The sequence below is a fragment of the Providencia sp. PROV261 genome (genome assembly GCF_028477945.1).
Classification (GTDB): Bacteria; Pseudomonadota; Gammaproteobacteria; order Enterobacterales; family Enterobacteriaceae; genus Providencia; species Providencia stuartii.
Window position 1 is genome coordinate 48,337 of sequence record NZ_JAMPMC010000031.1, and the last position, 15,283, is coordinate 63,619.

Consider the following 15,283-nt stretch of genomic DNA (forward strand, 5'->3'; position numbering starts at 1 on the left):
CTCATCTAAACACGGTAATTTAGATGATTAGAGAGAAAATATATATATTGGTTCCACTGTCATAAAAAATTCACAATTAAAAAGTGGAGCCTCCATCTCTTGGCTTACAGACATAGATTCCTTCTAAATCGGATTTATTTACCTACCGAAAGGTGAACTAATTATCGCAATATCAGCCTAATTAACATTAAACACACCTTAAATTAGACAAAAAGGATCACTCTGTGGCAGGAAGTAGCTTACTTGCTTTACTTGATGACATTGCAGCCGTATTAGATGACGTTTCTGTAATGACAAAAATGGCCGCGAAAAAAACCTCCGGTGTATTAGGTGACGATCTCGCCTTAAATGCCCAACAAGTCACAGGGGTTCGAGCAGAACGAGAAATCCCTGTGGTATGGGCCGTAGCAAAAGGCTCTTTTATCAATAAACTGATATTGGTTCCGCTCGCCTTATTGATCAGTGCCTTCATACCTTGGGCCGTGACGCCTTTACTGATGATTGGTGGGGCTTACCTGTGTTTTGAGGGCGCAGAAAAATTAATGCACAAATATCTCCATTCCGCCCAAGAACACCATGAAAAAAGGGAACAAAAAGCCGTCATGTCGCCGGAAGAGCTGGCGGCATTTGAGAAAAGCAAAATCAAAGGAGCAGTACGTACGGATTTTGTGTTATCCGCTGAAATTATTGCGATCACACTCGGTATCGTTTCTGCAACAACCTTTATGAACCAAGTTATTGTTCTTTCCATTATTGCGATTGTTATGACAATTGGGGTTTATGGGCTAGTGGCAGGTATTGTCAAACTGGATGATCTCGGATTCTATTTACAGAAAAAGGCTTCTGCTTGGTTAAGCAAATTAGGTACATGGCTTATTTACGCCACGCCTTACCTAATGAAAACCTTATCCGTTGTCGGCACAGCTGCCATGTTTATGGTCGGAGGCGGTATTCTGACTCATGGTATAACAACAGTCTATTATTGGATAGAAGAGTTAGCCCTAGCGCTATCGTTAACACCTGCAATTGGTAAGGTAATGCAATTCATTACGCCTTCATTGGCAAACCTTATTTTTGGGTTAATCGTGGGCATTATACTCGTTTTGCTTATCACTTTAGCCAAACAAGTCAAAACACGTTTAAGCGCCTAAAGAAGCAAAAAACCCCATATCGATGATATGGGGTTGCTACATTAGCAATATTTGTTGTTTACACAAGAACACGAGCTGGCCTTGCCTTCATTTGCAAGGCCATATTTTTAGTGACGATTTCTCACTAGCTGGTAACGGCGCGTAATATACTCTATTGGCGCACTCCAGATATGCACTAAACGGCAGAATGGGAATAACAAAAATAGCGTCATTCCTAAAACAAGGTGTAACTTAAAGACAATTCCAACTCCTTCGAGGTATTGTGACGCCCCCCAATGGACGGTGACAACCGATTGTGCCCACCCTACCAATTTCAACATTTCACTACCATCCATATGCTGAGCAGAGAATGGAATAGTCAGTAACCCTAAACAGACCTGTATTACCAGTAAGGTTAAGATCATAATATCGCCAAAGGATGAAGTAGCTCTGACACGCGGATTCGTTAAGCGGCGCTTTAATAACATCGCTCCACCTATCAGTACCATTAGCCCACATACGCCCCCACCAATCATCGCCATCAATTGCTTAATATGCATTGGCAAGAAAGACTCATATACCCAATGCGGGGTTAACATACCGAAAAAATGCCCCAAAAAGACACCAATGATCCCGACATGGAACAAATTGGACGCTAAGCGCATATTCTTTTTATCAAGCATTTGGCTTGAACCAGCTCGCCAGCTATATTGCCCATAGTCATAGCGTAACCAGCTACCGACAATAAACACAGTACCGGCAATGTAGGGGTAAATATCGAAGAAGAATTGATTGATAAAATTCATTTTTGAACTCCCGCATTATAGCCCGCATCAAGATCCAAGTATTGAGGCACAACCGCGTTTGCAAAGCGATGTTGATGAGCCGTCACTTCACTCGCGCAACTTTTTTCATCGGTAAAGAATTTCACTTGCTCCTCTTCCCAAACAGCATCCAATGCCTCTGGCGTATCATCTCGTGCTTCCGCTGCGACTTGCCCACTCAATTGGCTAGTTTCGATAGCAGTCGCCGATAGCGTCAAAAGAAGGTCAAATAACACACCGAATCGGCTTTGGCGTTGTTTCAATCTTTCACCCAATAGCGCCAAAATTGGCGCAATATCGCTTAAGCCTTCACGGGTTTGGTCGGGGGTTAATACCGTTAAATATTCCAAATAAATCGGTAAATAGTCCGGTAATTCGCGGCAATCAATCTGCAATCCTTGCTGTTGATACTGCTCCATCAAATCAACCATTGCTTGCCCTCTATCACGAGACTCCCCATGCACATGTTCAAATAGCAACAAGGAAGTTGCGCGTCCTCTATCAAATAGCTCGCAATATTGTGCTTGCATGTCTAACAGATCTTCATCAAGGTATTCGCGCACAAACATCATCAGTTGAACGGCTTGGGTAAATGGCAACTCATTCGCTTGCTCTAGCGCCTCGATAAGCTCATCACGATGCTGCCATAACGCTTCACTTGGGTAGTCAAGTAAGCGCGAAATCACTTTCAACGACATCATAATGTTTTCTCCTGCGATGTTTTTGGTGTCACATCTATCGCATCGATACGGCGACTATTAAACAAATTCACCTTGCTATCGCTGCCATGACAGCCATCACCAAAGCTAAAGCCACACGCTTTCGCTTCTGGGAAAGCTTCTCGCGCTAACTCACGATGGCTTGATGGGATCACAAAGCGGTCTTCGTAGTTCGCTATTGCCAAATAACGATACATCTCTTGTGCCTGAGCTTCTGTTAGACCAACTTGTTCTAGTGCACTGGTGTCACATTGATTTTCTACTGTTTCAGCACGTTTATAGTGACGCATCGCTAACATACGTTTTAGTGCAAGCAATACTGGCTCGACATCTCCAGCGGTTAATAAATTCGCTAGGTACTGTACTGGGATACGTAAACTTTCAACATCAGGTAAGACACCATTGCTCGCCAACATACCTGCATCCGCAACGGATTGGATGGGTGACAAAGGCGGCACATACCACACCATCGGTAAAGTTCGATACTCTGGGTGCAATGGCAATGCAAGCTTCCACTCCATCGCCATTTTATAAACAGGGGACTTTTGAGCAGCGTCGATCACACTCAGAGGGATCCCTTGTTTTTGTGCTTCTTCTATCACATGTGGATCATGTGGGTTAAGGAATACATCAAGTTGGCTTTGATATAGGTCGGTTTCTTTTTCTACACTCGCCGCTTGCTCAATCTTATCGGCATCGTATAGCAGCACGCCTAAATAACGGATGCGCCCAACACAGGTTTCAGAGCACACTGTCGGCATACCAGACTCAATGCGTGGATAGCAGAAAATACATTTTTCTGATTTACCACTTTTCCAATTGAAGTAAATTTTCTTGTATGGACAGCCTGTTAAGCACATTCGCCAACCACGACACTTATCTTGGTCAATCAAGACAATGCCATCTTCTGAACGTTTATAGATAGCACCACTCGGGCAAGTCGCCACACAAGCTGGGTTCAAACAGTGCTCACATAAGCGCGGCAAATACATCATGAATGTATTTTCAAATTGCCCATACATCTCTTTTTGAATATGCTCAAAGTTCTTATCGTGCGCGCGTTTGCTAAATTCGCCACCAAGATCATCTTCCCAATTTGGCCCCATATTGACATTGCTCATACGCTGCCCAGTAATTAATGAGCGTGGGCGAGCCGTTGGCACATGTTGCCCTTCTTTAGCATTTTTTAAATGACTGTAGTCATAATCAAATGGTTCATAGTAATCATCCAGAGCAGGAACATCTGGGTTAGCGAAGATCTTTGAAAGTACCCCGACTCGGTTGCCCATACGCGGCACTAATTTACCTTTGATATTACGGATCCAGCCGCCCTTCCATTTTTCCTGATCTTCCCAATTATGGGGATAACCGATACCTGGTTTCGTTTCGACGTTATTAAACCAAGCATATTCAACGCCTTCACGGCTGGTCCAGACATTCTTACAGGTCACTGAACAGGTATGACAACCAATACATTTGTCGAGGTTCAATACCATGCCGACTTGAGAACGAATTTTCATTATGCTTTCTCCTTTCCGCTCAGCGCCTGCTGATAGCCATCTTGCTCACCATCAAGCCAATCGACCTGCTTCATTTTACGTACCACCACAAATTCATCGCGGTTAGAGCCCACGGTGCCATAGTAGTTGAAGCTATATGCTAAATGCCCATAACCACCAATCATGTGGGTCGGTTTAGGGCAGACGCGGGTCACTGAGTTATGGATCCCGCCGCGCTGCGCCGTAATTTCGGAGCCTGGCAAATTAATCAAGCGTTCTTGCGCGTGATACATCATGATCATGCCATCAGGAATACGCTGGCTCACCACGGCTTTCGCGGTCAACGCCCCGTTGCTGTTGAAGGCTTCTACCCAATCGTTGTCTTCAATACCTAACTGGCGGGCATCTTCTTCACTTAACCAGACAATCGGTCCGCCTCGACCCAGCGTTAGCATCAGTAAATTGTCACTATATGTGGAGTGGATCCCCCATTTTTGATGCGGCGTTAAGAAGTTAAGCGCCTTTTCAGGGAAACCATTTGGCTTTTTCCCCATCAACGGTTGGGCCGCACGGGTATCAATAGGAGGACGATAAACCACAAGGCTTTCACCAAAAGCTCTCATCCACTCATGATCCTGATATAACTGTTGACGACCACTTAAGGTACGCCAAGGGATCATTTCATGAACATTGGTATAACAGGCATTGTAAGACACATGCTCATCTTCCAAGCCTGACCATGTGGGGCTAGAGATGATTTTACGTGGCTGCGCAACAATGTCGCGGAAACGGATTTTTTCATCCTCTTTATAGCGTGCTAAATGGGTATGATCACGGCCTGTGACTTTACCTAAAGCATCCCACGCTTTCACTGCCACCTGCCCGTTGGTTTCTGGTGCTAACGTTAAGATAACTTCCGCAGCATCAATAGCAGTTTCAATCTTCGGCCGTCCTTGGTTAACGCCACTAGGTTGGGTTTTATTCAGTTTTTTCAGGAAGTCTATTTCATCTTGCGTATTCCAACTGATCCCTTTACCGCCATTACCGAGCTTATCCATCAAAGGACCAAGTGAGGTATAACGTGCATAGGTCGATGGATAATCACGCTCAACCGTCATAATGTGCGGTGCCGTTTTCCCTGGGATCAATTCGCATTGGCCTTTTTTCCAATCACGCACATCGAAAGGTTGCCCCATTTCAGCGGCACTGTCGTGCTGGATTGGCAGCGTAACAACGTCGGTTTCTTTCCCGAGGTGACCTACGCTGACTTCTGAGAATGCTTTAGCAATCCCTTTATAAATTTCCCAATCGCTTTTCGATTCCCAAGCAGGATCAACCGCCGCAGACAATGGATGAATAAATGGATGCATATCCGAAGTATTCATATCGTCTTTTTCATACCACGTTGCGGTTGGTAGAACCACGTCCGAGAACAAACAGGTACTCGACATTCTAAAGTCGAGGGTTACGACTAAGTCGACTTTTCCTTCTGCCGCTTTATCTGCCCATTCAACCTCTTCAGGCTTCACTTCTCCTTGTTGTCCTAAATCAAGCCCCTGAATACCATTTTCAGTACCTAATAGGTATTTCAATAAATATTCATGGCCTTTACCGGCTGAGCCAAGTAGGTTCGAACGCCAAATAAATAGGTTACGCGGAAAGTTTTGTGGGCTATCGGGTTGCTCCGCGGCAAAGCGAATATTCCCTTCTTTCAATTGGTTAACCGTGTAATCTACCGCTGACATACCTGCACTTTCGGCTTGTTTAGCAATCGTAATAGGGTTAACGTTTAATTGTGGTGCGGAAGGTAACCATCCCATGCGCTCTGCGCGCACATTCATATCAATAAGAGAGCCGCTAAATGCTTTTTTATCGGCTAATGGGGATAATAGCTCTTCCGTCTTGACTGTTTCATAGCGCCATTGGCTTGAATGATTGTAGAAAAATGAGGTGCTATTCATATGGCGCGGTGGACGTTGCCAATCTAAGCCAAAAGCAAGAGGCAGCCAACCCGTTTGTGGACGTAATTTTTCTTGTCCGACATAGTGTGACCAACCACCACCACTTTGTCCTATACAGCCACAGAACACTAACATATTAATAATAGCGCGATAGGTCATATCCATGTGATACCAGTGGTTGATACCTGCACCAACAATCACCATAGAGCGTCCATGCGTTTTTTCTGCCGTATCCGCAAATTCCCGTGCAATCCGGATGATATTTTGACGGCTAACCCCCGTCACTTTCTCCGCCCATGCGGGGGAGTATGCCTTCATATCATCGTAATCTGCGGCACAATTCTCATCGCCTAAACCACGTTCAATACCATAGTTCGCGAGTATCAAATCATAAACAGTGGTCACCAAAGCGTCGCTACCATCCGCCAATTGAATACGTTTTACGGGCAGTTTATGTAACAGCACGTCTTTAAGCTCAACATTTTGGAAATGTTCGCTTTCTAATCCACCAAAGTAAGGGAAACCAACCTCGACAACCTCATCGCATCCATCCAAGAGGCTAAGCTGCATTTTGAACTCTTGCCCATCATCCGCTTTACGAGGCTCAAGGTTCCATTTGCGACTATCATCCCAGCGGAACCCCATTGAACCTTGAGGAACACATAACGCCCCTGTTGCTTCATCAATAGCAATGGTTTTCCACTCAGCATTTTTCTCTTCGCCCAGAGAATCAACCAAATCGGCGGCTCGTAACATTCTACCGCCAGCATATGTTCCGTCTTCACGTTTATCCAACATAACCAACATTGGCATATCAGAGTAAGTACGTACATACTCACGAAAATACTCAGCTTGGCGTTCGATATGGAATTCTTTAAGGATCACATGCCCCATCGCCATCGCCATTGCACTGTCTGTACCCTGTTTTGGATTCAACCAGTGGTCACACAATTTAGCTATTTCGGCATAATCAGGTGTGACTGCGACCGTTTTCGTACCTTTGTAACGTACTTCAGCAAAGAAATGCGCATCCGGAGTACGCGTTTGAGGCACATTAGAACCCCATGCAATGATATAGGAGGAGTTATACCAATCCGCCGATTCTGGTACATCCGTTTGTTCACCCCAAGTCATCGGTGAAGATGGTGGTAAATCACAATACCAATCGTAGAAACTGAGGCAAACACCACCAATCAACGATAAATATCTTGCTCCTGAAGCATAAGAAACCATCGACATTGCGGGTATTGGAGAGAAACCAATAATACGGTCAGGGCCAAACTCTTTAATCGTTGTGACATTAGCTGCGGCTATCAGCTCATTTACTTCTTGCCAGCTTGATCGTACAAAGCCGCCGCGCCCACGAGCTTGCTTATAGCTTTGTGCTTTTTGTGGATCATTGATAATAGAAAACCAAGCCTTTACAGGATCTTGATGTTCTGCTTTCGCTTCACGCCATAATTTTAGTAAGCGCTTACGAACCATTGGATATTTCACCCGATTAGCGCTGTAAAGATACCATGAGTAACTCGCTCCACGCGGGCAGCCTCTTGGTTCATGATCAGGTAGGTCAGGGCGTGTACGTGGGTAATCTGTTTGTTGCGTTTCCCATGTTACCAAACCATTTTTGACATATATCTTCCAACTACATGACCCTGTACAGTTTACGCCATGTGTCGAGCGCACAATTTTATCGTGCTGCCAACGGCTACGATAACCATTTTCCCAATCACGATTGACGTTCAACTCTTGTCCGTGATCGCCTGAAAAAGTCTCGCCAAGCTGTTTGAAATAACGAAATCGGTCTAAAAATTTGCTCATTCGGATTGCCTCCAAAGAGACGCCGACAGGCGTCATACATTGCTTAAATCGTATTTATTGGTTGTTATTATTTGTGCTTACGCCCATAAACTAACCATGTGATAAACACACAAGAGACATAGAACACGAAGAAAACTTTCATCGCACCAGCGGGTGAACCTGTCAGTGTTAAAGAGGTTCCAAATGCTTTTGGAATAAAGAACCCACCGATTGCCCCAATAGCGGAAATAAAACCTAATGCTGCCGCGCTCTCTGTCACCGCTTGCTTTTGTGCATCTTGTTCTGAAGCCCCAAAAGACAAGGCGCGATCAATAGTTAGCTTGCGAAAAACAACTGCGATCATTTGGAATGTTGAGCCACTACCTAATCCCGCCGTTAAAAACAGCACCATAAATACCGCGTAAAACGCGATGAAGGAACCGCCCTGACCTTGAGTTGGTAGTGTGAAGAACAGCAATCCAGAGAAAATAGCCATCACAATAAAGTTAATCATCGTCACTTTTACGCCGCCAAAGCGATCAGACAGCATACCTCCGGCAGGGCGGGCAAGTGCGCCGAGTAATGGCCCAAAAAAGGCGAACTTTAAGATGATGACGTCAGGAAATTGCGTCTTAGACAGCATCGCAAACCCTGCAGAAAAGCCAATGAAAGACCCAAAGGTCGCAAGATAAAGAAAACTTAAGATCCAAAGATGGGCTCTTTTGAGTACAGGAAGTTGTGCTGTTAACGATGCTCTGTTAGCTGCCAAATCATTCATGCCAAACCAAGCCATCACGGTGAAAAATAATAAGAAAGGTACCCAAATCCATGCAGCATTTTCTAGCCATAACACAGAGCCATCAGCCTGTGGTGTGCCTGCTCCCCCCATAAAAGAGAATACGCCAATACCAACAATAAATGGCGCAACTAACTGCATTACGCTCACCCCTAAATTACCAAGGCCACCATTTAGCCCAAGCGCTCCTCCTTGACGTGATTTAGGGAAGAAGAAACTGATATTTGCCATACTGGACGCAAAATTGGCCCCAGCGAAACCACATAGCAACGAAATAATGACAAAAACACTATAAGGTGTTGTTGGATTTTGAACAGCAAACCCTAACCAAATACAGGGAATAACAAGAAAAACAGTACTAATTGCAGTCCAACGACGGCCACCAAAAATAGGAATAACAAATGAATACGGTACTCGTAAAAGTGCACCCGAAACTGAGGGTAGCGCTGTTAATAAAAATAGTTGGTCAGTTGTGAAATTAAATCCTACTTTATTTAAATTAACGGCAACTGCACTAAATAACATCCAGACACAGAATGCGAGTAACAAACATGGTACAGAGATCCACAAATTGCGATTTGCAATGCGCTGCCCTGTTGTTTGCCAAAACTGAGTATCTTCAGGGCGCCAATCCTGAATAATCGCTCCAGATTGTTTTGTCCGTGTATTTAAACTTTCTCGTTGAGACATAACTCACCCCAATAAATAGCATTTATGAGGTCAGTTTGTGTTCATTTAGGAACAACTAGCCTGATCTAAATCAAGAGATATTCAAGTTAGGTTTTGCACACTATATAAACAACCTACTAGAGGGGTACAAGGGGTATATTTAGCTAACCCTATAAATATTCAAAATAAAAATAGATTTATTTAAATTACTTTTATCCTGATATTTACGCTATCCTATAGATAAGAAATTTAGGGTTAACCCTGAAGTAGTATATTTAAATTTAAGCAATCTCTGAACAATATAACCATCATAAAAAAGAAAAAGTAGATTGCGAGGTCATTTTGAAGGAAATGAATATGCCGGTATTTCACCGTCGATTTTCAATTATTAATCAAGTTATCGGATTGATGTTGCTTATAGCCATCCTTGGTATTATCGGAATGACGATTTCAAATCGTATGATAATCAGTGTGCAAGGTAACGCTCATGCGATTAATAAATCCGGTTCACTTCGAATGCAAAGCTACCGGCTGCTTTCTTTAATTCCTTTAAATGACCATACCAAAGAGTACCTTGATATACTAGAAAATGATTTATCCAGCCTAGAATTAACTCAAGTTGTTAAAGCTGAAGATCTCACTGAAAAATTCTCCGAATTACACACATTTTGGTTAAAAACCTTACGCCCTGCACTCTCTGAGGCCAATTCTGCCAGCGATGCGCGGTATGAAGTGATCTCTTTTGTCAATATGCTGGATGAACTCGTTCATGATATTGACGAAAAAACAGAACGAAAAATCGCATATGTCGCCATGACACAAATGATCTTTATTGGCTTAGTCTTTTTGTTATTAATGGTCACGATTTGGCACCTTAGACGTAAAATTTATTATCCATGGATGAAACTCCTCTCTATGGCTCATGCGATTGGGCAAAAAGATTTTAGCCAACGATACCCTAATAATAACAAACAAGATGAGTTAAATACTTTAGGGCTAACCTTGAATCAAATGTCTGATGAGTTAGCACAAAGTTATCATCAGCTCGAATCGAGAGTAGCGGAAAAAACGGCCGATCTTCGCAACAAGAACCGTGTACTTTCTTATCTTTATCAATCAAATCAGATACTACATTCAACTGAGCCGCTCGATTTACGATTACAAAAAGTCCTTGGCGAACTCAAAAATATCACAAGTTTAAAAAACTTGAGTTTAAAGCTCTACGAAGATAGCAATGAAAAATACTTTCATGAAATTTGTTGTACTTCAAATGATCCGCTATCCGAAGATCCGTCATTTATTCCCAAAGATATTGTTCATCATCCCAAAACATTATTATGGGAGCTATCCGATAATATGCACCGTTATGGTGTCATTTCTGCGGAAATTGAGAATAATGAAGATATTTCTGAGGAACAAAATAACTTGGTTCTTATGCTAGTAAAACAAATTTCAGGCATGCTAGCGATGGAACATCAAATAGAGCAACAGCAACAATTACTCATTATGGATGAACGCTCTGCTATCGCAAGAGAGCTACACGATTCGATCGCCCAATCGCTGTCTTGTCTAAAAATGCAAATTAGCTATTTACAAATGCAACCAGAATCTTTGCCAGATAAACACCAACAATTGCTCAGTGAAATGCGAGGTGAAATTAACACTGCCTATAGTCAGCTTAGAGAGTTACTCACCACGTTTCGATTAAAGTTAATGGAGCCTGGACTACTTCCGTCATTGGAAAGCACAATTAACGAATTTAGTCAGAAGATGGGATTTAAGATTTTATTGAATTACCATATTCCAGCGAAAAGCATTTCACCCCATCAATCGATTCATATCATACAGATAATCCGAGAAGCGCTGAGCAATATTCTGAAGCATGCTCATGCCAATTGGGCACAAGTTACTCTTCAACAAGATTCCGGTGTTGTCACAATTACAATCGAAGATAATGGCGAAGGTATTGCCCCTACACCAAGCAAACAAAACCACTATGGTTTAATTATTATGAGAGAGCGAGCGCTTAGCCTTAATGGTGAGTGTGAAATCATTCCGAGAGCGCAAGGTGGAACAAAAGTGCAAGTCACCTTTTCTTTACCTGTTACTTAATCATTTTGGAGCAAAGCAATTCATGGGAAACACAAATATAATGAGCGAAAAATCCACGATTTTATTGATTGATGATCATCCGATGCTAAGAAATGGCGTCAAACAATTAATCAGTCTTGAGCCATCATTACTCGTGATAGGTGAAGCCGGTGATGGCGCTACAGGTATAAAAATTGCTGAAGAACAAGATCCAGACCTTATCCTTCTTGATCTCAATATGCCAGGTATGAATGGTTTTGAAACCCTAGATGAGCTTAGAAAACGGGAATTATCTGGCAGGATCATTCTTTTCACCGTTTCTAATTACGGTGAAGACCTTGTTAGCGCCCTCAAACGCGGAGCGGATGGTTATCTATTGAAAGATATGGAGCCAGAAGAGCTGATTGTCGCTCTTAAAGAAGCCGCCAGTGGCAAAATGGTGGTTAGCCCAGCGTTGACTTCCGTGTTGGCAGAATCACTGAGAGACAATCGACCACAAACCGAAAATAATCTTCTATCTTTAACGCCTAGAGAAACCAATATCTTAGAGCTTATTGCACAAGGGCTATCAAATAAAATGATTGCTCGCAAACTCGATATCGCAGAAAGTACAGTCAAAGTTCATGTGAAGCACCTCTTGAAAAAATTGAATCTAAAATCTCGTGTCGAGGCTGCTGTATGGGTGCTACAACAAAAATAGTCGCTATTTAATGTGCATAACAACGTACCTACGTTCCCCATAATTGCTAAGCAAACCAATTGAGTCTAAAAAATCCCCCTAGTCACATAGCTAATATGTGATTAGGGTCGTTATAAATAGCGTTTATCAATGAAAAAGCTCAAATCTACAAGTAACACGAATTGAACTATAATATGATAAACTAATGAAATAATTAATACGGAAGATTAAATCAAATGGAAGAAAAGATCATTCTTGTTGATAGACAAGATAACCCTATAGGCACTATGCCTAAACTATTAGCCCATCAACAGGGAAGATTACACCGCGCATTCTCGGTTTTTATTTTTAATACCAAGGGAGAATTACTTATTCAACAGCGTGCTGCTCATAAATATCACTCTGCGGGTCAATGGGCAAATAGCTGCTGTAGCCATCCTCGCCCTAACGAAGACACATTAGCGGCGGCTAAACGTCGATTAATGGAAGAGCTTGGTTTTACTACCGAAATTTCACTAGTTGGCCACTTTGTTTATCATGCAGAAGTCAATGGCGGCTTAATTGAACATGAATATGACCACCTCTTTATTGGTTATTATGATGGCGCCGTAACCCCTAATCGTGATGAAGTTTCTGCCATTCGCTGGGTATTACCTTCAGACTTACAAACAGAAATCAAAAATACCCCAGACCAATTTACGCCTTGGTTTAAATTAATTATTAATAAATATCCATTACTGCAATTTAAGTAATTTATATTTAATTATATATAAATTTTATTTCTAATGAGTAATAAATTTATCTGTTATCAATCCCCCTCAGTTTATTTTTTATTAGCATTAATAAATTCTATAATAAAGAACTGAGGCTGATAACGTTTATTTAATTGGCTTACTGATTTTAATCTTAGCTCTATCTTTTAAAGGGCATAGAGTAATAAAAATGAATACAGATATAATATTTCCCTCATCATCTATCCGTACGTAACTGGGATTGATTGCCGCTAGCGTCAGGCTGAGTGGATATTGCATACCGCTGGGAATAGTCTAAGTGAGTAGCGATAAGGCATTTTTTAATATTCTCAATACATACAGAGCCGTCTAAGTAACAGGAGGGTTACTTTAATATCTTCAATAACCATAGAAAAAGCCTAAGTAACAAGAGGTTTGCTTTAATATCCTCAATACCTACAGAGCCGTCTAAGTAACAGGAGGGTTGCTTTAATACCATCAATAACCACAGAAACAGCCTAAGTAACAAGGGAATGCTTTAATATCCTCAATAACCATAGAAACAGCCTAAGTAACAAGAAGTTACTTTAATACATCAATAACCACAGAAACAGCCTAAGTAACAAGAAGTTACTTTAATACATCAATAACCACAGAAACAGCCTAAGTAACAAGGGAGTGCTTTAATATCCTCAATAACCATAGAAACAGCCTAAGTAACAATGGGTTACTTTAACATCCTCAATAACCATAGAAACAGTTTAAGTAACAACGGGTTACTTTAACATCCTCAATAACACAAAAATAATCTAAATTATAAGATATGTATTACAGATCTTAGATACATTCAAAAGAATAAAAGCAGAACGTTACTCAAGCGCCTCGCTCATTAGTATAATTAAAGCTTAGTAATAAGGTTGATACTCTCAATACCGGACCACACAAACCTGTGAGCTGTTACTTACTACTTTATATCCACTCAAACTATTCACCTCATCAATATCCATCAAAAAAACAGTGAGTGATACTTTTTCATTAACACCATCTAATCCATTGAAATAGCTAATAATTAATAATAAATTTGACACTCTCAATACTGGAACACACAAACCTGTGAGCTGTTACTCACTACTTTATATCCACTCAATCTATTCACCTTATCAATATCCAGCAAAGAGATTAGTGAGTTATAAATTCCTTGCTAATAATTCATTAACTCATTGAAATAAATAGTTTAGCAACTAACTTGATATCCTGATTAATACCGAAACACACAAATCTGTGAGCTATTACTTACTACTTTATATCTGCTCAACCTATTCGCCCTATCAATACCCAGCAAAGAGATTAGTGAGTTATAAATCCCTTGCTAATAATTCATTAACTCATTGAAATAAATAGTTTAGCAACTAACTTGATATCCTAATTAATACCGAAACACACAAATCTGTGAGCTATTACTTACTACTTTATATTTGCCAAACCTATTCACCTTATCAATGTCCATCAAAAGAAGCGGTAAGTGATAAGTTTTTTACTCATCTGCCCTAATCCATTGGGATAGATAATAATTAACAACATATTTGATACCCTCAATACCTGAACACACAAATCTGTGAGCTGTTACTCACTACTTTATATCCACTAAACCTATTCGCCCTATCAATACCCAGCAAAAAACAGTGAATGATACCTTTTTTATTAACACCCTCTAACACATTGAAATAGCTAATAATTAGTAATAAACTTGACACTCTCAATACTGGAACACACAAACCTGTGAGCTGTTACTCACTACTTTATATTTACTCAATCTATTCAATGACCAAATAATTTTGTTTAAAGCAGGGCATTATCACTGAAGCTTTAATTCCCCCCTTTAATTAACGCATCAATCATCCTATCAATAACGGTTCATGTAGTGTGCCAAACTCGGTATAGCTGTGCTGTAGAGGGAGAATAACAACCATATTTATGGTTATAGCTAATCAGGGGGAGATATGCGCTGAGATAAAAAGTGGTTAATAAAGTATGAGATGGGGTTTGGGGTTTGGGGTTTGGGGTTTGGGGTTTGGGGTTTGGGGTTTGGGGTTTGGGGTTTGGGGTTTGGGGTTTGGGGTTTAATTTTATAATATCGATAATAACGACCATCAAAACAATGTATCAGCCACCATACCGTGTTTTATGGGAGGAGGTGATTTATATCGTGTGTGGCTGCCTATTCTTGCTAGGCTAAACTTCCCCCCCACTATACAAGCAAAACTAAAAGTACAGGCGACTGAATTTGCCAAAAGCAGTAAAACTGAAGGGGGGCGTGATGTTCGCAACGGCCTCTCACCGTGAGGCCGCTACCACAAAGTAAGAGATTAAACTTTATCTTCTCC

9 protein-coding genes are annotated in these 15,283 nt (G+C 41.5%); 4 read left to right on the forward strand and 5 right to left on the reverse strand.

Annotated elements, in window-relative coordinates:
• The first annotated feature begins 224 nt into the window (after positions 1-224).
• The gene (locus PR675_RS16260; RefSeq protein ID WP_004926518.1) at positions 225-1,151 is read left to right on the forward strand and encodes a DUF808 domain-containing protein; all 927 of its coding nucleotides are present in this window, start codon (positions 225-227) and stop codon (positions 1,149-1,151) included.
• Between the two features lie 107 nt (positions 1,152-1,258).
• On the opposite strand, the gene narI is transcribed toward PR675_RS16260, so the two are convergent.
• From narI to PR675_RS16285, 5 genes are all read right to left on the reverse strand, one after another.
• Entirely contained in the window at positions 1,259-1,936 is a 678-nt protein-coding gene (gene narI / locus PR675_RS16265) for a respiratory nitrate reductase subunit gamma (protein ID WP_060560943.1), read from the reverse strand.
• Positions 1,933-2,655, reverse strand: a complete 723-nt coding sequence (gene narJ, locus PR675_RS16270; protein ID WP_060560942.1) for a nitrate reductase molybdenum cofactor assembly chaperone — start codon at positions 2,653-2,655, stop codon at positions 1,933-1,935. Before narJ ends, narI begins: the two co-directional genes overlap by 4 nt.
• Positions 2,652-4,193, reverse strand: coding sequence for a nitrate reductase subunit beta (narH, locus tag PR675_RS16275; protein WP_004926510.1), 1,542 nt, complete (start codon positions 4,191-4,193; stop codon positions 2,652-2,654). Before narH ends, narJ begins: the two co-directional genes overlap by 4 nt.
• A complete protein-coding gene (locus tag PR675_RS16280; RefSeq protein ID WP_036941951.1) occupies positions 4,193-7,954 on the reverse strand; it encodes a nitrate reductase subunit alpha in 3,762 nt (1,253 codons plus the stop codon). The genes narH and PR675_RS16280 overlap by 1 nt, the downstream gene beginning before the upstream one ends.
• Before the next feature lie 67 nt (positions 7,955-8,021).
• Positions 8,022-9,419 (reverse strand): NarK family nitrate/nitrite MFS transporter, encoded by a 1,398-nt coding sequence (locus tag PR675_RS16285; RefSeq protein WP_060560941.1) that lies wholly within the window; start codon positions 9,417-9,419, stop codon positions 8,022-8,024.
• A 336-nt stretch (positions 9,420-9,755) separates the two neighbouring features.
• Between PR675_RS16285 and narX the strand changes: the two genes are divergently transcribed.
• From narX to idi, 3 genes are all read left to right on the forward strand, one after another.
• Positions 9,756-11,510 (forward strand): nitrate/nitrite two-component system sensor histidine kinase NarX, encoded by a 1,755-nt coding sequence (gene narX / locus PR675_RS16290; RefSeq protein ID WP_014656852.1) that lies wholly within the window; start codon positions 9,756-9,758, stop codon positions 11,508-11,510.
• Positions 11,511-11,550: 40 nt separating this feature from the next.
• Positions 11,551-12,189 carry a two-component system response regulator NarL gene (narL, locus tag PR675_RS16295; protein WP_014656853.1) on the forward strand — a complete coding sequence of 213 codons (639 nt, stop codon included), beginning with the start codon at positions 11,551-11,553 and terminating at the stop codon, positions 12,187-12,189.
• Between the two features lie 215 nt (positions 12,190-12,404).
• Positions 12,405-12,920 (forward strand): isopentenyl-diphosphate Delta-isomerase, encoded by a 516-nt coding sequence (gene idi, locus PR675_RS16300; RefSeq protein WP_004923075.1) that lies wholly within the window; start codon positions 12,405-12,407, stop codon positions 12,918-12,920.
• Positions 12,921-15,283 lie beyond the last annotated feature (2,363 nt).

Excerpts from the sequence above, each read along its gene's own strand:
- narI (WP_060560943.1), bottom strand. The coding sequence starts at position 1,936 with ATGAATTTTATCAATCAATTCTTCTTCGATATTTACCCCTACATTGCC.
- narJ (WP_060560942.1), bottom strand. The coding sequence starts at position 2,655 with ATGATGTCGTTGAAAGTGATTTCGCGCTTACTTGACTACCCAAGTGAA.
- narH (WP_004926510.1), bottom strand. The coding sequence starts at position 4,193 with ATGAAAATTCGTTCTCAAGTCGGCATGGTATTGAACCTCGACAAATGT.
- PR675_RS16280 (WP_036941951.1), bottom strand. The coding sequence starts at position 7,954 with ATGAGCAAATTTTTAGACCGATTTCGTTATTTCAAACAGCTTGGCGAG.
- PR675_RS16285 (WP_060560941.1), bottom strand. The coding sequence starts at position 9,419 with ATGTCTCAACGAGAAAGTTTAAATACACGGACAAAACAATCTGGAGCG.
- narX (WP_014656852.1), top strand. The coding sequence starts at position 9,756 with ATGCCGGTATTTCACCGTCGATTTTCAATTATTAATCAAGTTATCGGA.
- narL (WP_014656853.1), top strand. The coding sequence starts at position 11,551 with ATGAGCGAAAAATCCACGATTTTATTGATTGATGATCATCCGATGCTA.
- idi (WP_004923075.1), top strand. The coding sequence starts at position 12,405 with ATGGAAGAAAAGATCATTCTTGTTGATAGACAAGATAACCCTATAGGC.